At 53.9% G+C, this 23,572-nt stretch carries 17 protein-coding genes; 16 read left to right on the top strand and 1 reads right to left on the bottom strand.

Translation table 11 applies throughout. The features are described from left to right. Positions 1-74 precede the first annotated feature (74 nt). The 6 genes from K227x_RS08815 to K227x_RS08790 are packed head-to-tail and all read left to right on the top strand — an operon-like array spanning position 75 to position 6,622. The gene (locus K227x_RS08815; RefSeq protein WP_246146683.1) at positions 75-485 is read left to right on the top strand and encodes an acyltransferase; all 411 of its coding nucleotides are present in this window, start codon (positions 75-77) and stop codon (positions 483-485) included. Positions 486-487: 2 nt separating this feature from the next. Continuing rightward, positions 488-1,945 (top strand): lipopolysaccharide biosynthesis protein, encoded by a 1,458-nt coding sequence (locus K227x_RS08810; RefSeq protein WP_315854348.1) that lies wholly within the window; start codon positions 488-490, stop codon positions 1,943-1,945. Between the two features lie 10 nt (positions 1,946-1,955). Next, positions 1,956-2,876, top strand: a complete 921-nt coding sequence (locus tag K227x_RS08805; protein ID WP_145169169.1) for a glycosyltransferase family 2 protein — start codon at positions 1,956-1,958, stop codon at positions 2,874-2,876. Continuing rightward, positions 2,873-4,198, top strand: coding sequence for a glycosyltransferase (locus tag K227x_RS08800; RefSeq protein ID WP_218933868.1), 1,326 nt, complete (start codon positions 2,873-2,875; stop codon positions 4,196-4,198). Before K227x_RS08805 ends, K227x_RS08800 begins: the two co-directional genes overlap by 4 nt. Then, on the top strand, positions 4,198-5,544 hold the full coding sequence (locus K227x_RS08795; RefSeq protein WP_145169167.1) for an O-antigen ligase family protein: 1,347 nt from the start codon (positions 4,198-4,200) through the stop codon (positions 5,542-5,544). Before K227x_RS08800 ends, K227x_RS08795 begins: the two co-directional genes overlap by 1 nt. Positions 5,545-5,578: 34 nt before the next feature. Continuing rightward, a complete protein-coding gene (locus tag K227x_RS08790) occupies positions 5,579-6,622 on the top strand; it encodes a glycosyltransferase family protein (RefSeq protein ID WP_145169166.1) in 1,044 nt (347 codons plus the stop codon). On the opposite strand, the gene K227x_RS31380 is transcribed toward K227x_RS08790, so the two are convergent. Beyond that, a complete protein-coding gene (locus K227x_RS31380) occupies positions 6,619-6,963 on the bottom strand; it encodes a DapH/DapD/GlmU-related protein (protein ID WP_315854347.1) in 345 nt (114 codons plus the stop codon). The two genes, K227x_RS08790 and K227x_RS31380, sit on opposite strands and share 4 nt — an antisense overlap. 314 nt (positions 6,964-7,277) lie before the next feature. On the opposite strand from K227x_RS31380, the gene K227x_RS08780 reads away from it, so the two are divergent. The 10 genes from K227x_RS08780 (at position 7,278) to K227x_RS08735 (ending at position 23,531) form a co-directional block, all read left to right on the top strand. Next, positions 7,278-8,144 (top strand): class I SAM-dependent methyltransferase, encoded by an 867-nt coding sequence (locus K227x_RS08780; protein ID WP_218933867.1) that lies wholly within the window; start codon positions 7,278-7,280, stop codon positions 8,142-8,144. Beyond that, positions 8,141-9,091 carry an NAD-dependent epimerase/dehydratase family protein gene (locus K227x_RS08775; RefSeq protein ID WP_145169163.1) on the top strand — a complete coding sequence of 317 codons (951 nt, stop codon included), beginning with the start codon at positions 8,141-8,143 and terminating at the stop codon, positions 9,089-9,091. The genes K227x_RS08780 and K227x_RS08775 overlap by 4 nt, the downstream gene beginning before the upstream one ends. After that, complete coding sequence (locus tag K227x_RS08770) at positions 9,091-10,257, top strand: glycosyltransferase family 4 protein (protein ID WP_145169162.1); 1,167 nt, start codon at positions 9,091-9,093, stop codon at positions 10,255-10,257. The genes K227x_RS08775 and K227x_RS08770 overlap by 1 nt, the downstream gene beginning before the upstream one ends. Positions 10,258-10,528: 271 nt before the next feature. Next, positions 10,529-12,238 (top strand): exosortase U, encoded by a 1,710-nt coding sequence (gene xrtU, locus K227x_RS08765; RefSeq protein ID WP_145169161.1) that lies wholly within the window; start codon positions 10,529-10,531, stop codon positions 12,236-12,238. Further along, positions 12,235-14,079, top strand: a complete 1,845-nt coding sequence (locus K227x_RS08760) for a hypothetical protein (protein WP_145169160.1) — start codon at positions 12,235-12,237, stop codon at positions 14,077-14,079. Before xrtU (K227x_RS08765) ends, K227x_RS08760 begins: the two co-directional genes overlap by 4 nt. A gap of 1,450 nt (positions 14,080-15,529) precedes the next feature. Then, positions 15,530-17,992, top strand: coding sequence for a polysaccharide biosynthesis tyrosine autokinase (locus K227x_RS08755; RefSeq protein ID WP_145169159.1), 2,463 nt, complete (start codon positions 15,530-15,532; stop codon positions 17,990-17,992). Positions 17,993-18,486: 494 nt separating this feature from the next. After that, positions 18,487-18,672, top strand: a complete 186-nt coding sequence (locus tag K227x_RS08750) for a hypothetical protein (RefSeq protein ID WP_145169158.1) — start codon at positions 18,487-18,489, stop codon at positions 18,670-18,672. After that, positions 18,673-20,457 (top strand): exosortase U, encoded by a 1,785-nt coding sequence (gene xrtU / locus K227x_RS08745; RefSeq protein ID WP_145169157.1) that lies wholly within the window; start codon positions 18,673-18,675, stop codon positions 20,455-20,457. Beyond that, the gene (locus tag K227x_RS08740; RefSeq protein ID WP_145169156.1) at positions 20,454-22,037 is read left to right on the top strand and encodes a tetratricopeptide repeat protein; all 1,584 of its coding nucleotides are present in this window, start codon (positions 20,454-20,456) and stop codon (positions 22,035-22,037) included. The genes xrtU (K227x_RS08745) and K227x_RS08740 overlap by 4 nt, the downstream gene beginning before the upstream one ends. A gap of 147 nt (positions 22,038-22,184) precedes the next feature. After that, the gene (locus K227x_RS08735; protein ID WP_145169155.1) at positions 22,185-23,531 is read left to right on the top strand and encodes a nucleotide sugar dehydrogenase; all 1,347 of its coding nucleotides are present in this window, start codon (positions 22,185-22,187) and stop codon (positions 23,529-23,531) included. Positions 23,532-23,572 lie beyond the last annotated feature (41 nt).

The raw sequence follows: 23,572 nt of genomic DNA, 5'->3' as shown, positions 1-23,572 counted from the left end.
TTAAACACGTCAGGCGACGTTTTTGGTCGTGGCGAGTTTCAAGGCTATGCCGATCCTACAAAACCTATCCTCGAGTGAATTTCCGCAGCCACGTGACCAGCCATACGGTGCTGGGGGCGAATACAAATTTTAATGGAATGCACATCGTCGGTGCGGGCGCGGTCGAAATCGGCGACAACTTCCATTCAGGGTGCGAGTGCCGAATGATCACCCAAATCCATGACTACGACCACGGAAACGCCATTCCTTATGGAACGTCATACATCTACAAACCCATCCGCATCGAAGACAACGTGTGGGTTGGTGACCGAGTAATCATTTTGGGTGGTGTTACGATCGGAGAAGGCGCAATCATTCAAGCCGGCAGTGTCGTGGTCAAAGATGTTCCGAAATGCGCGATCGCTGGCGGGCATCCTGCTGAAGTATTTAAGTCAAGAGACACGGAACATTACGAAAAACTAAAACGCGAGGGTAAGTTCCTCTAACCGTGACCCCCCCTCCGAAAAAACAGTTATCCAACCAAACACTGAAGGGCAGTGTGGTCGTGGCGGGTACGCAAATGACCTCGGCAATCCTGGGTCTTGCGATCACCGCTGCATTGGCGCGAATGGTACGCCCTGAAGACTTTGGATTGATTGCGAAAACGGCTGCCATCACTGGAGTGGTCGGCCTGTTCGGCGACTTTGGACTATCGCTAGCGACCATCCAAAGCAAGGAAATTTCATCGAAAGAGCTTTCGACTTTCTTTTGGCTCAACGTTGGAATTGGGCTGGCGTTAGGGCTGCTGACTGCCTGTCTGTCCCCTCTTATCTCGCTGTTTTACGACGACCCGCGAGCGGGGATCGCCAGCATTGTCATGGGATTCAACATTCTGATTGCAGCGTACTGTGTGCAGCACAACGCAATCCTCACACGAAGGCTTGCTTTCGGCCAGATCGGCATTGCAAATGTTGGTGCACTGGTGATCGGCGGATTGGCGGCAATCGCGTTTGCCTCAGCCGGTTTCCAATTCGAGGCATTGCTTTTGCAGCTTACGGTTACCGTCATCGCAAAGGCTTTCATTTTGAGCGTTTACAGCAAATTTGTACCGACACTTACACTCGAAATTCGCGAATCGGTTCCAAACTTGAAGATGAGTGGAAGTTTCACGGCATCCAACACGGTCAACTACGCGGCGCGCAACGCCGACAATATTTTAATCGCTCGAGTGTGGGGCGAAGAAGTGCTCGGCTACTACGCCAAGAGCTATTCGCTACTGTTGCTGCCGTTGACCAAGATCAACGGACCGCTCACCCAAGTCGTCATCCCTGTCCTTAGCAAGCTCCAGGATTCTCCTGCTCAATTCCGCAGCTTCTTCCGCAAGGGCTATGCAATTGCCATGCTCCTGCAAATCCCACTGTGCGTGTTCATCGTATTCACAGGTGAAGAGATCGTGCTTTGTATGCTGGGAAGCCAATGGACAGAAAGCATCCCCATCTTCAACGCACTTGCGCCGTGCCTGTTGGCTTCCGCCACTGCTCCTGCGACTTCCTGGACGGTATTGCCGATGGGGCAAACCGGACGATACTTTAAGATCGTTTTTGCCAACTCGGTTGTCATGGTGACGGGGTTCGCCCTATCCGTCAGCAGCGGCGTCGTGGCAATGGCCTGGACATTTTCAGTTCTCGCATGCCTGCTTCGAATTCCCACGATTTTATTCGCGATCAAACCAACCCCAGTACAAATCCGGGACATCATCGACGGTATGAAAATGCCCATATTGCTGTCCGCTTTCGCATCTCTGCCACTCGGATGGTTGGCCTATCGCGGCACGACATGGTCTCCGCTGACATCGCTAATGATCCAAGCTGCACTGTTCTTCGGGATTTATGGATTTCTATCTCAATGGACCGAACCATGGATCGACTTAAAACACCGCATCACGACAAAACTTAAGTCAGCCTAGGAACCGCACCGTGAATCCAGCAATCTCTATCGTCACTCCAACATACAACCGAGAAAAGCTTCTTGCGCGTACGTTAGACAGCGTGTTCAATCAAGAATTTCGCGATTTTGAAGTCATCATTGTCGATGACGGATCATCCGATGGAACGATTGATTGCGCTCGTTCATATGGGGATGCGGTGACAGTTCTTGAAAGGAATCACTTAGGGTGCGCGGCAGCACGAAATGCAGGAACACAAATTGCGACGGGACAGTACCTGTTTTTCTTAGACAGTGACGACATTCTATTCCCATGGTCGCTCGACACCTTCATGCAAGCGGCGCAACGCTACGAACCAACAATCATTGCGGGGGATCTCCGTTATTTCAGTGACGAATCGGAACTAAATGAGGTACACATCCAACCGCTTCACATGTCCAATTACAAAAACTACTTTGAAGGATCACTGCAATGCGGGTTCTATTTTGGGACGGGGGTCTGCATGATCAAATCTTCTGCATTTCGTGACAGTGGCGGCTTTCTAGAAAAAGACATTGCTGCAACCGATAGCGACATGCTGTTCCGGTTAGGAACCTGCGACGGATTTGTGAAGATCCACTCCCCACTCATGTTGGGCTATCGCAATCACGATCAAAACATCCTCAAATCGATGCACAAAGTTCACGGAGGAGCACGGATGCTGATCGACGCAGAGAAGTCCGGCCGATACCCGGGCGGGAAGGACTACAAACGCCACCGGGACCAGCACATTGGGATGCGGGTAAGGGCAATGTCCCTAAAACTGGCAAAATCAGGATTCACACGAAGCTCGATGGACATTTTTCGTCGATCGCTTTGGATGAACCTGCGACGGATGCGACTAAAGTTTTTTGTTGGATATCCGCTGTACGTGATTGCGGGAATGCTAAAAAACACCAGGCCGACCCCATGATCATCGTAAAGATTATCCCAAACTACAGCTTGGGAGGAATCCAAAAGGCTGGCCAAGTCTTAGCAACTAGATTGTCGAAAATGGGACATCAGGTTGTGGTGATCGGTGCAGCCGACGGTCCACGCCGATCAATGATCCAGGCTGACAGTGAAGTCGAATGCCATGTCATTCCCGACGAGGCAGGGCAACAGGAATTCCTTTCGAATTTGCAACCGGACGTGATTCACATACACGGCCCGACCTACAACGAACCCTTGCTCCTGAAACTCATGAGCGAAGCGAGACTGTCCGAAACGCTACTAGTTTCGACTCCCGTGTTCGGCAGACCTCCAGAAAACAGAGAAATTCTCAAGACGGTAAAAACCTGCTGTGTTGGAATCTACAGCCTTTACCGAATCTCAAAATGGCTAGGCAATCCTGCTTCCCAAACCAACCTGGGAAGCAATCTAGACTATGTCTGCATGACTCCGTTTTCTCCTTCGTCACCCGATCGCGAGACGCCCGACCACGACTCAGAGAACGCCCCCGGAAGTCGCGAGAATAGCGACTTCGTGATTGGAAGACTTGGCAGGGCTCACCCATCGAAGTGGCGAAGAGACACGGAATCCACGATCAACTCGATACTGGAACAAGTCCCAAATTCGAAATGGGTTTCTGTAGGACTGCCGTACAAGGACCAAGTCAACCGTCTAACCAAGCGATGGGGCACCCGATTCGTCAACCATGACGAAACGACAAACTACGAAACGCTACTGAAGTGGGTCAGCCGCTGGGACGTACAACTGTTCGCCAGTCCGTCGGGAGAGTGCTTTGCAAGTTCGATCTGCGAACCAGCTGGTCTTGGTATCCCAACCATCGCATTGAGTAATTTGATAGGTGACAACGGGCAATCAGAACAGATTCTGGACGGAGTGACGGGGTACCTGGTCGGAAACCAGACGCAGGCAATCAGCAAACTAATTTTGCTGGAATCGAATCGCCATCGTCTCAAAACACTGAAAGCCAGCACTCGCTTGCACACGCACCAACAGTGGCATCAAGATGTTGCTGCAAAAAAACTAATCAGACTCTACAGCAATTGGCGTGGTTGCTCGACAGAAGATTCGCGTCCATTAGAAGCAACTGTCGACGAGTTCACGAACGACTACCACGCGAGAATGAAGAAACTCCATGGCGGCACTTTCGCCGGCAACGCCAGAGTCTCCGCGACACTCGCAGCACTCGAGAGCTGGACGGTGTTCAACACGATCGTGCGTTTGAAACGCGCCAAAAACTCGCTCCTGCCAACTAACAACGCCCAAAAGCAGATCGGACCGAACTAGTGCTAATCGCGATTTCAATCTTGCTGGTGCTATGCCTCGCAATCCTGTTCGCTCTTGCATTCAAGCACCCTGGCGTGGGCTTAGCTGCTGCTTGGGGAATGCTCGCGATGGAAGGTGTTCTACAACAGTCACAGAGCTTCTTCACCTCTCGAACCGCTTTGGTCAACATACTGGTAGCCTTGATCGCAACGACGGCAAGCTACACCTATATCCGCAAAACCAGGATGCCCGTATTATCGCTGAAACTGTACCCCCCTCAGCTACTTTACTATGCAACGCTTCTCGCTTTCACATTTGCGTCGTTGATGTGGACCACTGACTCGTCATTTTCTATTATCCAGTTCCAAAAGACTCTTCCCTACATCCTGACGTTCGCCTTCATTGCTCCGATCTGCTCCGCTGATACTGAACAGCTCGATATCGCGGTGAAGACGACAGTGCTTTTAGGCGGACTGATCTTACTTGGAACTATCTTGGGGCAGTTTGGAGCACGCGGGCTCTTAATCAGCCAATCGAATGGGCGTACTGCGGAGACCAACCCGCTGGCCATTGCAAACTATGCCGGCACTGTCGCGCTGTGCTGCCTGTTCTCGATGTACTCCAAGAGCGACGATCGAAAACTGCTGCTTCTTCACGGTGCAATTGCGGTATTGTCTGCCGTTGTCATTTTCCGCAGCGGATCACGTGGACAGCTCATCGCCGTCTTCACCACCGCAGCAATCTTCCTTCCGATCGCTGCCAGAAAGGCCAGTGGAAAGGCCGGAACGGGAGCCTTGACCTTCATTGCTGCGATCGGACTCGCGTCCTACTTCCTAGTCCACAACTCTGCTTTCATGAGCCGATGGCACGTCCGCGGGATGCAAGTGGCACAACGCGAACGCATGAACATGGCTGGTGATGCACTGCAAATCTACACTGACGGAAATATCTTCGAGTTACTTGCGGGAATCGGCACCAGTAGTTCTTGGCTCATTTTCGGAATCTATCCACACAACGTGCCTGTGGAGATACTCCTAGAAGAGGGGATTATCGGCCTAGCAATCTTCGCAGCAGTGGCCATTTTGCCACTGATTCAGTTTCGCCGAATCCTTCGCTTACCAACACTTCCGCCACGAGTGCGATCCCAAATGTGCTTGCTTGCTGCATTACTGACATTCAATGGAATCCTGATGCTCAAACAAGGCACATTCCTCGGATCCTCACCGTTCTTCTGCATATCAGCTTGTGTCGGATGGGTTTACATGGATATTCAGCGACGCACCGCATCCGCCTCTTTGTCGCCAAGAAACTCGCGAACGCACCCTCGCCATTCGATGCACATCGAACCAGCTCACCAAGGCAGATAAAGAAAAGCAAAACGGCTTTACGGATGGCTAAATTTTGAACTTAGACAACAAGCAAACAATGACAACTCGAACAAGCCTGTCTTTTTCGGAAGTCACAGACCTCAGGCTCGCAGTCGCTGTTTTTGCCTTTCGACGCCCCCAACACCTTCGATTGACCCTCGATCGCCTGTCTCTTGCCGAGGGCTTCGAAGACGCCACGATTTGTATCTTTGTGGACGGACCGAAAAGTGCGATCGATCGATCGTTGGTTCTAGAAACCATCGAAGTGGCCAAAACGTTCGAGCAGAAAAACTCCAAAGTCGGAATTTCGGTGTCCGTTTCCGTGTCAAAAACCAATCATGGACTATCGGAATCCATAGTGTCAGCTGTCACACAACTTTGCGAAAAGCACGGCCACGCCGTTGTCTTAGAAGACGACCTACTTGTTTCATCGAACTTCCTCACCTACATGAAAGAATATCTGATCAAATATCGCGATTGCCCGAAGGTTCTGCAAATTTCCGGGCACGCACACGACACGACCCAGGGATTCGCGTCATTCGCGAGATTAACGACCAGTTGGGGCTGGGCAACTTGGTCAGACCGCTGGACTGAATTCATAGCCGCGCGTGAGAAGGGTGACTTCAAGATTCCCGTCGCGAGAGATCGCGGCAAGGAATTTAACTTCAATAACTCATATCCATACGACGTACTACTTAAACTCCAGCAACGAGGACTGGTTAATAGCTGGGCGATCCACTTTCACTACCATGCCTTTAACCGTCGGATGTGCACACTCTTCCCCCCGGCAAGCCTCGTGCAGAACATTGGATTTGATGGTTCGGGGGAACACTGCCGTGCGAGCCGTCAAAATGCGGCCCAAGCATCCGCATCACCATTCCTTCCGCCCGGCAATGTTTGCGTTGACGATGGCCGTGAGAAGTCGATCCAAAAGTCACTGAAAGGACTGTTTGGCAGCACCTATTTGCGCCGTCGTCTAGGGATGCAATATCGGCTGATCAAGCATCGTCTAAAAAATCGGTCGCATCGCGAGCAATCCCCTCCATCCGGTTCGACAGACGAGGCAGTGAATGGCTAACATCTTTCAATTGCCGGAATTTCCTTGATCACTCGAGCGGGATTGCCGGCCACAACGGTCCAATCCGGAACGTCTCGCGTCACAACAGCACCCGCCCCCACAACAGCACCCTCGCCGACAACAATTCCCTTCAAGATCGTAGCGTTCATTCCTATCCAACATTTCGACTTCAAACGCACCTCAGCAACAGGAACGGAAGTCCAGTCTTTAACACCATGAATCCATTGGGCGACATCGTTGTGACGCTGCCTGTAGTTGATGCTATGCGAATCATGGTCAACAACCGTGACATTCCAGGAAACCATCACATCGTCTTCGATAGTGATACCTTTGGCCGTCACCAAATTTGACCGACCAATGAATACGCGATTCCCAACGACTACGGACGCTCCGTCGCGGTCGAAATTGATATTCGCATGGACAATCGACCCGCTACCAACGCAAAGACTTGAACCGCTTAGCTTTCCCCGAATCCGAAACGGTCGAATTGACTGATTGTCTGCGCAATCGACGATAAGACCACGCCGCTGCAGTTGCCAAATCCGTGGTGCGGAGATGATGTTTTTCAGGGTAGCAAGCAAGGGTAACCTCGGGCAGCGTTTGAAAAGATGGATAGAACTGAATGCAAATGAACCAACCACATGGAGAAGTCAGAGTGTCAACGAAGCCGGATCAGACGTCAAGATTCGTGTCCTGGGAGGACGCCGTCTCTTGGCTTCTGACGCAACCTGACCAAAAAGACCTGGTACGTCAGTGCTATTTCGACCGCCCTGTAATCGATGCGGTCCGCAGATACGCAGGCAGTGAAGAATGGAATGCTCTGCAAGAACACATACCCCAACCAGCGGGGCGTGCCTTGGATGTAGGAGCGGGGAATGGAATCGTCAGCTACGCATTAGCAAAACAAGGATGGCAAGTCGTCGCTTTGGAACCAGACTCTAGTCCATTCGTCGGTGCAGCAGCGATCCGCTCGGTTGCCGCCCCCGAAAACCTTCCGATTGACGTGATTGAGCAATTCGGCGAATCCATGCCATTTGAGACCGACGAGTTTGACCTGGTCATTGCTCGGCAAGTGGTCCATCACGCTGCGGACCTGGGCCAAATGGCAGCGGAAATGAGCCGCGTCTTGAAACCCGGCGGCACACTCATTGCATTTCGAGACCACCTGATCGACGACGATGATTCGCTGAAGGAGTTTCAGAAATCGCACCCCCTACACAATCTGTATGGGGGTGAAAATGCGTTTCAGATCAACCAGTATCGCGATGCCTACCACGACGCCGGACTTGAGATCGACCATGAACTGCATCAGTTTGATTCGATCATCAACTACGCCCCCAAAACCAAAGACGAGCTGTGCACAAGCGTTTCAAGTCGCGTGAAACCGAAGCTTGCCGGCCGAGCAGTGCACTGGGTACTTTCACGTCCAATGATTTTCAAAACAGCGTCCACCCTCGCATCGAAGTGTTACCGTAAACCCGGCCGATTGGTCAGCTTCATCTGCCGAAAGAAATCAACATGAGCACAATTCTAGTCACCGGAGCGCGTGGATTCATCGGACGAACCCTCGCCGTGCAGCTAAGCCGATCGGACAATGCCGTGGTAGGAATTGGGCATGGATCCATCAGCCAACCACGCTACCATTCCTTCGGGCTTACCGAATGGATCAACGGTGAAATTGACCATGCCAATCTGCAACTGATCCAACGTCGCTGCGGCCAGATCGATTCCATTTTTCATTTAGCCGGCGGATCGCATGTCGGTCGATCTTTTGAAAACCCAGCAGAAGACTTCTTGCGAACCGTAGTAGCGGCAGGCCAGCTACTTGAATGGGTTCGATTGACCTGCCCACATGTTCCCATCGTCATCGTGTCCAGTGCTGCAGTTTACGGCGCTGGACACATCGGCCCCATCGCCGAGGACGCCCGCCTGAATCCATTTTCACCCTATGGCACGCACAAGGCAATGCTAGAGTCTTTAGCCAAATCATACTGCGACAACTTTGGCTTAAGAATTGCAATATGCAGGCTATTTTCGGTTTACGGCGAAGGGCTGGAAAAACAACTGATCTACGACCTTTGCTGCAAGGCTGAGACAGTCCAGAAGAACAACCTCGACACTCTCGCACTTGGCGGAACAGGCAACGAGCTTCGTGATTGGATCCACGTTCAAGATGTCGCCGAATTGCTGCAACAAATCCATCCCGCATGTTCCGAGGCATGCCCGATCTTCAATGGTGGCAGTGGTACCGGCGTCTCCGTTTCCGATGTCGCGTCGGTATTCACAAAATCCTGGGGAGGAGAGCTGAAAGCCAGCTTTAACCAGCAGCAACGATCGGGAGACCCCAAATCGCTAGTCGCCTCTACGCATCGATTAAAGGAGATAGGTTTTGCGCCCAAGATCGATCTAGCGTCGGGCATTGGGCGAGTCATTGAGTCCTTCCGATCAAAGAACGCGGAGTCCTGCTAGTGAACATTGCCTTTCGCCATATTGGTAGCCAGGCATGGCAGGGTGGTGCCAATTATCTGTTGAATCTATGCCGAGTACTGCAAAAGCAAAACGGCCACGACCTAAATCCCATCATGTTCCACGGGCCGGGAATCTCCGACGAAGACCATGAACCGTTAAAAAAGACGTTAGGAACACGACTGATTGAATGCGGCGATTTTACACCAGACGCGATCGCTCGCAGACGATGGAAATCCGTCATAACTGGCTGCGACAAAGTTGCGCAAGCGGCGTTCGAGTCAGAAGACACCAATGTCGTCTTCGAGAACGCTGACTTCTACGGACGCAATTTCCCAATTCCCACACTTGCTTGGGCACCTGATTTCCAACACAGACACTTCCCCAAAATGTTTCCGCGAAAGCAGTACTGGAGACGGGAAATCGGCTTTCGAATGCAATTTTCAACTCGCCGGCAGGTTGTCGTCAGCAGCCAAGATGCAGCGAACGATTGCAGGAGATTTTACGGTGTCCCGGAAGAAAGAATCTCGGTGGTTCGTTTTTCAACACCGTTTGAACTACCGCCTACGACAGAGGCATCAGAACAGACGCGAAGCAAATATTCTTTACCAGAAAGATTCTTCTTACTTCCGAATCAATTCTGGAATCACAAAAATCACTCACTCGTAGTCGATGCATTGGAACGACTAAATTCTGACAAGAATTGCCCCGTGATCGCGGTTACCGGCGGAGCATCTCATCCATCATGCGTTTCCATATTTGAATCGATCCAGCGGCGTGTATCGAAACTTGGCTTACAGAACAACTTCCGAATCCTGGGGCGAATACCATTTGATGACTTAAAGGGGCTGCGATCCAACTGCGTGGCTTTGATCAATCCTTCTCTTTTTGAGGGCTGGAGCACCACAATCGAAGAAGCGAAAGCAATCGGCACCCCTCTGTTGCTCTCGGACCTTGATGTGCACATTGAACAAGCCCCCAAGAATGCAACTTTCTTCAATCGGTATTCCGCGGACGACTTCGCTGAAAAACTAATCGCAATCGCGACAACGGCGTCTGCGACTCGCCCTACCGTCGACACACTTCAGTCCGCATCGAAGGACCGAGAAGACCGTTTCGTTTCGGAGTTCCAATCGGCAGTTTCTGCGACCATTCAAAACCACGCGTGATGATTGCACCTCGACTTGCCAAATCGCATGCAAGACCAACTGTTGTTCCAAGGACACAATTCAGTTCAACATGGAAATTGCATCGTTTAGACGGCTCGGCAAGTCTTTTTGACCATGACAACGACCGAAGACTCCGTAGCAAACTTCAATCAACGCAGCGGGACCATGGAATCGCAAAGAGGCCGCTAATCAGGCGATTCTTGATCGCTAAAAATCCATCCTGCGATAGCTACGACACGACAATTCACGGTGGCCTGACTAAGATTCGGTGATGAGCGTTTCTACCAACCCTAGCGACACCTCTTACGAGCTCTCCCGAGGGTTCCAACTGGATCCGCGCGACCATGCTGCGGCTCTGTTTTGGGGACTGTTGCTATTGGGTAGCTTGCCATTTTTGGCCAAGTACTGCGTGGCGATGTGGAACCAGGATCTGTACCAATACTTCCCGTTCCTGTTGGCTGCGGTGGGTGGGCTTGCGTACCTGCGTTTTGACCACCGAATCCGTTTGCCACAAAACCTCTGGTCGCGATTGCCGCTGGCCTTGGCCCTAGCCTTTCTGATCGCTGCTGCGATCTTGTCGTCCAGTTGGCTGGGCGCGATCAGCTTCATCCTGTTGACGACATCTTTTCTGGCAGCCCAGCGAGCTCCCGATGGGCGATCATTGGCGTACCTAGCGATCCCGATGGTGATGTTCATCCGGGCGCCACAACTGGGCACGTACACCATCATGGCTAGGCTGCAGCGGACCACCACCGACATGTCTAGCATCTTGCTGGATGTGTTTGGTGTGCTGCACGTCCAGAGGGGGAACACGATCGAACTGACTTCGAAATTTCTGTTCGTGGCAGAAGCTTGCAGCGGAGTCCAGTCGTTGTTCACGATCTGCTTCCTGGCATTTTTGGTGCTGGTGTATCAACGCAGACGAGTCTGGCTGACACCGTTGTACCTGCTGCTAGCGTTCTTCTTTGCCATCGTGGGGAATGTTGTCCGCGTGACAGCCATCGCGTTGGGCGAAGACTGGTTCGGCATCGATCTTTCGACGGGAATCCGGCATGAACTGGTGGGCTATTTCGCATTGGCAATCGCGGCCGGCATGCTAGTTTCGTTCGACCATCTGATCGGACTGATCCCGTGGGCGACTGCGAAAAGCGTGGCAGACGGCACACACACCGGCACAGTCCGTGAGCGTGCGGCGGCCTCTACGGGCGTTGATTCACTCGACTGGGCCAAATCGCTGCGATCCCTCGGCATGGTTCGTCAAGGAACCATCGGCGTCGCGATTCTGTGTGGCGTAGCGATGCTAACGAGTTACTGGATGACAACGCCTGACGTGCGGCCTGTGGTGGCCACTGACCAAGTCCTGTACGAACCATCACCGGCTTTCCTGAGCGATGCCAATTTGCCAATCAGTGTCGTCGCCCATCAGGCCAGCCGTGATCCCCATGGTGATCGCAACGCTCGTCACGGCATGAACTCGGACGTCTGGCAGTGCGGAATTGATGGCAACCCGGGGCAATTCGTGCTCAGCCAGCCGTACATGGGATGGCACGAACTGACGTTTTGCTACAAGGCACAGAATTGGAAAATGCAATCGCGGCGGACCGTCGTGGTGCCCGGGATCGCCGACCCGATCGTGGTAGCGGACTTCGCCGCCACCGACGGAACCTTCGGTTGCCTGGTTTTTACAGGGGTCGATTCCAACGGGGAAATCCCACGCACGCCCGGCCATTCGCCTTATTCGCGAGCCATGGCGCCGTTCTATCCGCTGATCCTGGATGACTTTGCGGAAACATCAGGTACGGCACAAACTCTGATGCTGCAGTACTGGATGACCGACGCCCAACCGATCACGCCAGAGGCGAAACAAGCGGTTGTCGACACGATGACGAAAATTCGTCAATACACCCAAACCAAGCTCCGCCAAGACTACCAGGCCACGCTTGGCGAAACAGGCACATCTTCACCACCACCATCGCCATGAACCATCCGGAAGACGCGGACGTACCGCAGTCGCTCTCTACCGCGAACCGGGACATCGTCTACGCATCGATGACGTTGCTGTTTGGAATCACGGTCGGTTGCGTGTTGCTATACGGATCGTGGTACCGCAAATCGCAACTGGCGGCAGACTACAAAACCGAACTCGGGCGTGCACAACAGCGATACCAGCAAGCGTTTGCCGATGCCGACACCCCCGCGATCGAACTGTTTCAACTGGGATCTGAAATAGATCTGCGGATGCGACGGATCGGACGACAACCCAATGCACCGGACACTGCGTCTCCGTGGCAACGTTTGGAATTTTCACAACGGCACGCCGATCGACTTGACCGTTTAATCCAGAGATCCAATCAAGGTGTCGATGCACAGGGCGTCGAAGATGTCCGGCTGAAAATCAAAAAGTATCGTGAAAGCACACAAACGCTTGCTCGATCCATCCAAGCATCCACTTCGCCTCGCCGCCACGACGCGGCTCTACGTCTGATTGAATCACCGATCGTTTCGGGGCAACTGAATTTGGCTCAGTTGGACGAACGGCAACAAGATTTAGCCAAAATCATTCAGCAATCTGCCGCTGACTCAGCGACGAACCACTCCCCGTCCGACGACGCGGGGACCTATAGCAAAGATCAAACGGTGCGACGTGCCGCGACCTTGATGGCTTGGCTGTGGATCGAAAAAACGTGGCAATCGGCATCGATCACCAGCCCGCTGGCCCCCACACAGCAAGCCATCGACACAGGCTTAGACGAATTAGCCAAACTGCAGCGGACCATTTCTGAATTAACACTCGACGATGCATCGGAGCGAGAAACTCGTGCAGCGATCGCGTTATCGCGTTTGCTGATTCAACTGAATTCAGCATCGTCGCCCAATGACCAGGCACGCCGGGATATCCAACAGGGATACCAGCAAGCGGAAATCCAAGGCTTTTCATCAGCTAGACGGGATAGCATCGCCGATTTCCTGCCGAACCTATTGAGCAACTGCCTAACGTCCAACTGGATCGAGATTCGCGAAACGCTTGCGTCTGTCGATCAGCCAACGTCCCCATTGGGACCACAGGAAACCGCCGTACTGCGTCGTTTGGTATCCCGGACGATCTGTCGGTTGGCCGCAGCCCGACAAGCGGATGTGCTTCCGGATGGCGCCGGTGCGGCACTCTCGGGTGGATTGGATCTTGCGGTCGATTTCGACAGCGGTTCCTCCGAAGTCAGTTCGCTGATCTGGGATCTTTCCTTGCTCACGTCTCAGCGTGGTCTGGCTTGGGTCGACGCCGATACGATGAACCGACTCGAATCCGCCAAGGAGTCCACCTTGGCCAACCCCAGTCAGCCCGCCTTTCTAGTAACCTCGGCGATCGCTGCGGGAATCGATGGGAACGATTCGGGGCTGGAAGAATCCCACCAGACCGGGCGGATGCTACAGGCTCAACTCCCTATTCGACTTGCGTTCGTGGCGATCTGGCGTTTTCAAGCCACCGGGCTGGGGCATATGAACGGAGACTCGCTCCTGGCATCCGATCCGGAATCACTAACCGCACAGGAAGCCAGCATTTGGTGCCGGATCCTGGAACACAGTGTACCGACGGCGGAAGCGGAAACCGGATTGGACCCTGCATCGCCACTCGGTGGGTATCCGGAACTTTCGCTGGCCGCCTGGCAGGCCTGTGCGGGTGATATCGAATCCAGCAGGGCGAATTTGCATTTGGCGAAAGAGGCATTTGGACCAAGCCCCAATGTTCTGCAAATCGTCCAACAGATCGAAAGTGTCCTTGCTGCAGCGGCGAAAAAAAAAGATGAATCGCCGACCGCCCCGTAGCTGGACAGTCGACTTGATCGGAGCCATCCGACAGACCGGGGAGGCATTTCGCATACGGCAGTCGCCAAGACGTAGCGCAAGTCGCCAAGACTTTCGATGATCCCGCAGACGAGGCCGAAACTCTTGGCGGTTTGTCAGTCGAATCCAGTTTCTAATCTGAATGCGAGCCGTTTGGGCGATAGCGGAATGCTGATTTGGTCGTTGTCGAGAAAGTAGGATTGGAATCACAACCCGAAGCGGAATCGAGTGGCGGAATGAATCCCTCGCTTACGTGTCCGGTTGCGAAATCAGCAGGCCGACCGCACCGGTTCCTGGGGAACGCAACCGAGGCTATCGCCTAACGGCTCATTCAGTCAACAAACTCTTGGGGAGTTCCGGCACGCGAAAACGGCTTAAAAAGGGGGGGAAGGAGTGTCTCGCAGCGACTGCGGTGAGGCGCTGGAGGACCGCTGATTTGGTTAAACTGTCGACACCTTAGTGAGCCGCTGGCCGTGAGGCCACGGGCCGCGGGAAATGGGGAGGATGCCCGGCCGCTTACGCGATCACGGCTCACTCAATCAACAACCTCTTGGTGCGTTTTGGCACGCGAAAACGGCCCAAAACTGGCGGAAGGAGTGTCTCGCAGCGACTGCGGTGAGGCGTTGGAGGACCGCTGATTTGGTTAAACTGTCGACACCTTAGTGAGCCGCTGGCCGTGAGGCCACGGGCCGCGGGAAATGGGGAGGATGCCCGGCCGCTTACGCGATCACGGCTCATTCAGTCGACAAACTCTTGGTGCGTTCCGGCACGCGAAAACGGCCTAAAAAGGGGGGGGTGAGTGCCTTGCAGGGTCCGCGGTGAGGCGCTGGAGGACCGCTGATTTGGTTAAACTGTCGACACCATAGTGAGCCGCTGGCCGTGAGGCCACGGGCCGCGGGCAATGGGGAAGATGCCCGGCCGCTTACGCGATCACGGCTCACTCGATCAGCGGGCCGATAGCCACGGCCACTCCTGGCACATTGCCGCGTCTAGCGTGGTTCGGCCAATTCAAATGGCGCTGTCCAGCAAGCTGATACATTCCGGCTAACGCCGGTTTTGAAAACGGTCGTCAGATCTTCGAGATCACGACCTCCGTTCAGCAGCGGGCAGCTAGCTTGCGCCATCCAATGGATCAGCGGGACAGAACTCCATGAAGGGCGGGCGTGCAAATTGTGAAGAACTGAAAAAACCATCAGATTCGGAAAATTCCACACGTGATCGGCGCATCCAACTCGATTGGGCGCGTCCCACCTCGTCACGATGTTCTTCGCTACCCGCACTTCGTAACGGTTATGACAATCAGACAACATGGCGGCACTTTCTGGACTTTTCTGAGATATCTTTTGCTCTTGTTTTCTGTCTGTTCACGATAGACTAGAGGCCTCATCTTCTCTGCAATTCTTCGCCCTGAACCTTCAGTAGAACCTTCCGGATGAAAGCCACCCCATTGCCCGAGCCTCGTTTTTCCGACTCGCGCCTTTCCGATCCCAGCACTGCCTTTGGGTCATCTGCGCAGCCCGAACAACAAGCCATCAACGTGGCCGCGGCTGTTTGGCGTTATCGCTGGGCAGTTGCGATCCCGGTTCTAATTGGGGCAGTCTGCGGATTGATGATCTACCTGCAGTTGCCGGAAACCTACCGCAGCACTACCCGGCTGATGATCGAATCCGACAAGTCCACCATGTTGGACTCGATGACAGGGGAAATTGTCGGAGGCGTCCCGGGCCTGGACATTGTCGAGTCTCAACTCTTCAGCGACCGAGTGATGGAAGCGGCGTTTGAAAACCCGAAATTGCATCCGTTCCATAAACAATTCGAGAACGAATCGAAGGCCTTTACGTCGCAAGCTTTACGTTCAATGGAATTAGAACCGGAAGTGGACGATGTGCGGACGGCACAATCGGTGGTGGCGCTGCTGCATTTCGAAAGTGAAAATAGAGAACTGTGCCAACCTGTCGTCCAAGCCTTCAGCGAATCACTGCAAGCCTTCTACAACGAAAATTACAAAAGCTCGCGAGGAGACCTGATCAAGCTGATCTCGACCGGAATGGAACAGCTGCACCCCAAAATGCTGGAGCTAGAAAGCCGGTATCGCGAGTTCCGTCGTGACGCACCGCTGGCCTGGGATTCGGAGGGCAAGGCAATCAACCCGCACCGCGAACGACAACTGTTCTTGGTCGGCAGCCGTAGTGAGGTAGTCGAAAAGCTACGACAAAAATCAGTGGAAGTGGCTGCCATCGAATCGATCATTCGAGAATCAGGTGACGATCCCCTCCTAGGGCTTAGTATCATCGGCGAGTTGCTGGACAAGAAGTTCTCGCTACCCAATTCACAAGGCCGCCTGTCTGACTTGCAACAAGGTGACTCGCAGCTTGCGTCGAACAACCTTGCCCAAGAACTTGTTCCACTAATGATCGAACGCGACAAGTTCGAAGCTGAGTTTGGCCCTAGCCACCCATCGGTCAAAGTCCTTGACGCTCAATTGTCGACCATGCGAAGAGAGCTGCAGAAACTGGTTCAAGAAAAAACCAGTCGTGTGATGGAATTGATGAGCGAAACCCTGGCGGATCCACGAGAACGAGCTGTCGAAGCAGTCAATGCAGTCGTGCTGGCATCGAAAGCACAAATTGATTTGCTGAAAGCTCAAATCAAGGAACTTGATGGGCAGATCACTGTTGAACGACAAGACGCAGCCAAACTGGCTCAATTCGAACAAGAAAACCAAGCTCAACTACGCGAAATCGAACGCACACGTGACCTGCTGAACCAGCTAGAAGAACAGATGGCGCGGGTCACAATATCCGAAGACGAACGTGGCACTCGCGTCATCGAACTGACCGCGCCTTCCCTGGCCTACAAGGTCGGCCCCAGCTTGCTAAAGACAGTCGGTGGCGGAAGCATCCTAGGAATTTTGCTCGGTTGTGGTCTGGCACTGCTATTGGAAAAGAACGCGAACACGTTCCGCGATCCAGACGAGATCGCCGACATTCTGGGCGTTCCTGTGCTGACACACATCCCGTTCTTCAAGGGCAAACTGAAAAAGGTAGCCAAGGGCGAGACGAATCCTTACGAGAAGTTCGACCCGTCTTTGGCGGTCGTGCATATGCCGGCATCGATCCCGGCCGAAGCGATTCGGTCTTGCCGGACTTCGGTTTTCTTTGAATTGACCGGACAACGTGGCAAAGTCATCCAAGTCACGAGCCCGCTGCCCGGTGACGGGAAAAGTACGATCGCAGGGAACCTGGCCTGTTCGATCGCTCAAAGCGGTAAACGAACTCTGGTCATCGACTGTGACCTTCGGCGTCCGCAGTTGACCGACAACTTTGACATGGCCGATTTGTCCGGGCTGTCTGAGGTCTTGAATGGCGAATGCGAAGCCATGGATGCGTGCCGACAAACGCCACTGCGAAATCTTTTCGTGATGCCAAGCGGTGCGATCCCGGCCAACCCGGCCGAGGCACTGACGCTGCCCGACATGCAGAACATGATCGAGATGCTGCGTGAGAAGTTTGACTACGTCATGCTGGACACACCGCCGCTATTGGTTGTGACCGACCCCAGCATCACCGCCAGCCTTGTCGATGGTGTCATCGTCGCACTTCGGATTCGTCGCAAGAGTCGCCACAACGCCAAGGAATCGATCAGTATCCTGCGGTCCGTGGGTGCCAAGATCCTAGGTGTTGTCATCAATAACTCGGACGAAGCTGGTGCCAGCGATGGATATCGCGGTTATGGCTACTACCGATACGGGCGCCACACTTCACGTTACTACCGATCCGGAAAAGGCGACAAGTCTTCGCGACGACGCTCGGAACCTCGAATCATTTCCGGCCGGGGTGCTGCGATCGCCAAGGTAATGGAACAGCCCGCCCAAGAAGAGTTGCTGGACCGTTAGGGGTTCAAACAAATTTGATGGGACAACTCCCCCGTAACCGAAATCTCGTAGCCGAAGTGCTGCAGACTCTGGACGCGTTAGCCTGAAAGGGGTTGAATCATTTCATCGGCCAGCCGCCTAGCGCTAGAGAACGTCCGGCTTAGCCGCGTAGCGGCGGCAGCTCTTTGCCGTGGGGCGGGCCCCACGGTTTGCGATGACTGATGAAATCATGATCTTCTCGGACGGGCCGAGAAGATCATGGGGAGATGCCAAATCCGGTGGCCGAGGCTACCGGCAGGATGCTTCCGCTTCTCCGAGGCTGTTTTTAAGCCGGACGTTCTGTAGCGCACGGCGGCTGACCAAACGCCGCGACACATGCCAAAACACCGGACGGCTCGCGCCGTTGCGCTACAAATGGAATGGCCCGACCGGATCGCTTCATAACCCGAAGCGTAAGCGAGGGATGGCTTGGCCTCAATAGAATGCAGAGGTTTTAGGTGTCGTTGGACGCGCCGATGAATCTGAACCATATTGAAATTCGGGCGAATCCCAATACGCCCTATGAATCATCAAAATTGAACTTGGATGTTGTTTATAATTTGATTCTTTTGTTGGATACTGGGCTCACCGGGGCACTGCCGATTAAAGTGATTCCCATCCATCGCCCCCATCCTGGATTTCCTCTAACCTTGCTTAAATGAATGACATCGGACGAAACGCTTGCCGGCGCGTCACAACAGCTAGATGAACTTGCCGCCCCCGGCACAGACGGCCTACTAGGCAAAGCGGGGGCGAACGCTAGGTTCTGGCTGGCATTGATGATTCCAACGGCGCCGTTGTTGTTGGTGTATCTGGCCGGTTTGATGGGCAGCCTAACCTTTGCTTATGTCCCCATCGCCTTCGCATTCGTCGGATTCCTGTACTGGAAAAGAACAGACCACAGCATTCGGCGTCCTTCGACTTGGGTCGGTTGGCTCCCCATCCTCTTAGCCACCGTGTCATTGGTCCTGGCCATTCTGCTTTCGTACGCTTGGTTTTCGGCACTGGCATTCGTGCTCGTGCTGGGATCCCATTTCAATTATGCGGGTGGAAAAATTCGCACCAGCCTAGCGGCACTGACCGCTCCGCTGCTTTGCATTCTGCAACCGCCATTTCAGCTGAGCGGGTCGCTGCTGCAACGATTTGATCGCTTGACCGCCTGGTTTTCTAGCATCTTTCTGGACCGATTCGAAATCCCGCATTCGCTTAGCGGCAGCGTGGTCCAACTTTTCGAAGCGGAGGTGCTGACCAGCACGGCCAGCGCAGGATTCCTATCGTTCTACTGCATTCTGTTCATCGCGTTGGCGTTGATGGCCATCAAAAGGGTCAGCCTTTGGCTGTTGCCCCTGTATGCGATTGCAGCATTCCTGACGACGATCACGATCAACACGGCAAGAGTAGTCTCGCACGTCATTGCGATCGAGGTGTTGGATGCAGACCTGACAATCGGCTGGTACCCATTTGCGATGACGGCGATTGCGACGGTCATCACCGTAGGCGTCCTGTATTCGTTCCATTTCCTGATTTCCATCGCGTTCCACTTCATCGAACCGAATCACGAAACCGACAGGAACCCGTTGGTCAGTCTATGGAACCGCGTGTCTGTCATGGACGAAAATCGTGCTTTCGAAGAACAGTCTCAATTCCTGCGCCGCGGCGACCTTACCCAGGCTGACAGCGAACCCGTCCCGCGCGTACTATGGACCGGGATGCTGGGAATCGTTGCGATTCTAACAGCGCTATCCACCGTCCAAGCTTTGCGCACAACGACGGACGAGGAAGAATCGATTGCCGCCCGTGATATACTGCTGCAAACGGACGATTCCTTCTTTGACTCGATTGAATCCAATTCGGTTAAATTGGAAAATTACGAATCCGGGGTGACCCCACAATCCAACGGTGCTGGATTGCGAAACGATGTTTGGGAGGGCAGTTTCCGAAATGCGAGACTGCAGATCCAGATCACACAACCGCTGCTGGGTTGGTGGGAACCGACCAACGGCTACGCGCAAATCGGCTGGAAGGTCCTCGATCGCGACATCCTGGTGGGTGAAAACGACGACGGCGCGTCCCAAAATGTGACAACCGGCGAAGATGAAGACATGGGACCGTCACCATTCATTTTTGTCCGACTTCGAAAGACGCAGCCAGAACGACTAGAGAGCTACCTATTCTTTTCATCCGTTTCGCAAAACGGACGCATCGAAGAGAGTCCCACGGCAATGCAATCCCTAGGGATGCGATTGAAGCGACGGATGGGGCTCGTGGACCAAGACGCCGTCCCCGTCGCGATGATTCAACTGTGGGTAGCTTCCGCCGAAAAACTTAGCCCTTCCGACCTTCGGGAACTACGCGGCGTATTCGTCAAGGTTCGTGAATCGCTTGCCGAGACATTGGCCAGCGAAGCGAACCCCCAACCTTTCCCTGCATCCCAACCGACGTCATGATCCAATACTTCAACCCACTCAGCTGGATGCGATGGAGCAGGCAATTTGTTGCTGGATGGTTCCTATCGTTCCCAGTACGAGACGTGCCCAAGTCGATGATTGCGATCCTGGTGATCGGAACCTTGGTTGTCAGCTCGATCGCAGCCTGGTCTGAGAAATCTGGGTGGCGTGAACGCCTGTTGGATCGCCAACTCCAGACTGCAATTGAACGCGATGACTACGGTACGGCCGAATTGGTCCTTGATCGAAAGATCCGCTTAACGCCTGACGATACTCAACTGCTATATCGTCTCGGATTGACGAAGGATGCGTTGGACGAACGCGAGACGGCCACAGAAATGATGCGGACGCTTGTCTCCACCAAACGTCATGATCCCGCGGCGCGATGGTTGCTGCAAAACGAGTTTGTAGGGAAAGACTGGTCGACGCTGTCGGTCCCCGAAAAAGACGAGTTCGGGGAGCTACTAAAACTACTGTACAGCGAGGCCCCAAATGATCTTGCGATCAAAACAATGTATGCGGACTATCTGATCGCAAATGGCGATTTCAACAAAGCGATTCCGTTGCTTGATGATTTGTCGCGAATCCAACCGATGCGAGGTTTGCAGGCCGCAGCTTTGGCTCGCAGCCAAGGGAACGACGCCCTAGCTGATCGTTTGGCAACCCGAACGCTAGATTCCGTCAACCAACTGATCGAAGAAGACCCCACCAATTCAATTTTGGCGCTTGCCGTTGCACAGAATCAACTTTTTTTGATGCGACACGCAGAAGCCATCCGCACGCTAGAAGCAGCCATTCGCCGCGCAAAAACGGACGAAGACAAACGGACATTGGCGATGGCATTGGGCGACGGAATTGTCGCCTGGATCAAGCACATGGAAAGCACATCGACGAACAGCAAGCAGGAAAGACTGCTAGCGCTGCAGATGCTGCAGGTCGCGCTGCGAAATGCCCCCAACAATCCTCGTGTATTGACGGTGGTTGCCGATCTGGTGCTGGCCACCCTGAACGACGATGACGAACAACTAGTCGCGGTGCGAAATGCATTGGTATCTGGAAGTTCACCAGGAATCGCTCACTTCATTCGCGGCACCGCGGCACTGATGAAGGGCGATGTGGACCGTGCACAAACGTCGCTGGAACTGGCTGCCAAGGAACTTCCCAACAGCGGTGCAATCCTGAACAACCTGGCCGTCGCGATATCAACGAAAGACGAAGGCAATCTGGAACGTGCACTGCAAATTTCAGAGCAAGCGATCCGCCAAACGCCGAACGCAACTCCGCATTTCTATGAGACGCGAGGCCAGATTCTGCTGCGACTGGGACGTCCCAAGGACGCGATTCCGGACCTAGAACGTGCGGTATCCGTCCCAAGCTTAGCCAAGAATGCGCACCTTTCCCTGGCGAAATGCTACGAGGCGATCGGTGACGACGAGATCGCCAAACTGCATACCGAGGCGGCTCAGGCAGATGAAGGAGACAACGCAGTTGGATCTCCGGCAGAGCCTGCAGAGCCCGAAAAAAACGATTCTAAAACGGCAAACCCTGCTGACACCGACACCGACACGTCGAAAGAGTAGCAGACGCCGATAGCGTGCCGCTCCCCAACTGAAGGAGAACGGCGGACTTCGGACCGTACAGCCAGAAGGTGTTCGGCACATTTTGACCGCCAGAATCTTCGTCCGCACAATTGATACTCATCCTCCCTCTATCTAAATTTCTATACGATGCCTGACCTATCTCCCGTCGCCTCCCAGCTTGCAGCCCGCATTGAATCCAAAGATGCGAAGATTGGGATCGTTGGTCTGGGATACGTCGGGCTGCCGCTGATTTCAGCGTTCACCAATGCTGGTTTTTCGTGCCTCGGTCTTGATGTCGACCAGAAAAAAGTGGACTCGCTGCTGGCGGGCAAAAGCTACATCCGGCACATTGCGTCGGAAACCGTTGCCAAATGGATCGGTGATAGCCAACTAGAACCAACTTCCGACATGTCGCGTCTGGCCGAGGCGGATGTGATCCTGATCTGTGTTCCGACGCCGCTGTCGGAAACCCGCGATCCAGACTTGGCTTACGTGACAGGCACCACCGACGCGATCGCCAAGGTGCTGCGTCCCGGCCAGATCATCATCTTGGAAAGCACCACCTATCCGACCACCACTCGCGACGTGATGCTGCCGATCCTAGAAGCCAACCCTGCTGGATTGAAAGCGGGCGAAGACTACTTCGTCGCCTACAGCCCCGAACGCGAAGACCCGGGCAACCCCGATTACACCGCTGCCGGGATCCCGAAAGTGGTGGGCGGCTGCGATGCGACAGCCACTCATTTGGCCTGCAAAGTGTACGAGCAGGCAATCGTACAGATCGTCCCTGTCAGTTCGGCCGAGGTCGCCGAAGCCTGCAAGATCCTGGAAAACACTTATCGCAGCGTCAACATCGCCCTGGTGAACGAACTGAAGGTCCTGTTCGACAAGATGGGAATCGATGTCTGGGAAGTGATCAACGCAGCCAAGACCAAGCCGTTTGGTTTCCAAGCCTTCTACCCTGGACCTGGACTTGGCGGTCACTGCATTCCGATCGATCCATTCTATCTGTCGTGGCTGGCACGGCGCGAGAAGATGCAAACACGGTTCATCGAATTGGCCGGTGAGGTCAACACTCGCATGCCCGAGTACGTGATCTCGCGATTGGCCGAGGCGTTGAATGACGCCGGCAAACCGATTCGCCGTAGCCGGATCTTGATCCTGGGCATGGCCTACAAAAAAGACGTCGACGATTCACGAGAAAGTCCCTCATTTGAACTGATGGACATGCTGCTGGAGCGCGGCGGCGACGTCAGCTACAACGACCCACATATCCCCGAACTTCCCAGCAAGCGTGCTTACGAAGATCTACCATCGCTGAAGTCGGTTGACCTAACGCCGGAGTATCTGCGGGCAATGGACTGTGTCTTGATCGCGACCGATCACAGCGACTACGACTACGACTTCATCGTCAAGCATTCGCCGCTGGTGATCGATACCAGAAACGCGACCGAGTTCGTGACCCAAGGTCGCGATAAAATCCACAAAGCGTAGCCCACGCGATAGAGAGTCACTGGACACGCTCCTTCTAGGTA

Source organism: Rubripirellula lacrimiformis (genome assembly GCF_007741535.1).
Taxonomy (GTDB): domain Bacteria; phylum Planctomycetota; class Planctomycetia; order Pirellulales; family Pirellulaceae; genus Rubripirellula; species Rubripirellula lacrimiformis.
This window is presented reverse-complemented; position numbering and strand designations above follow the sequence as displayed.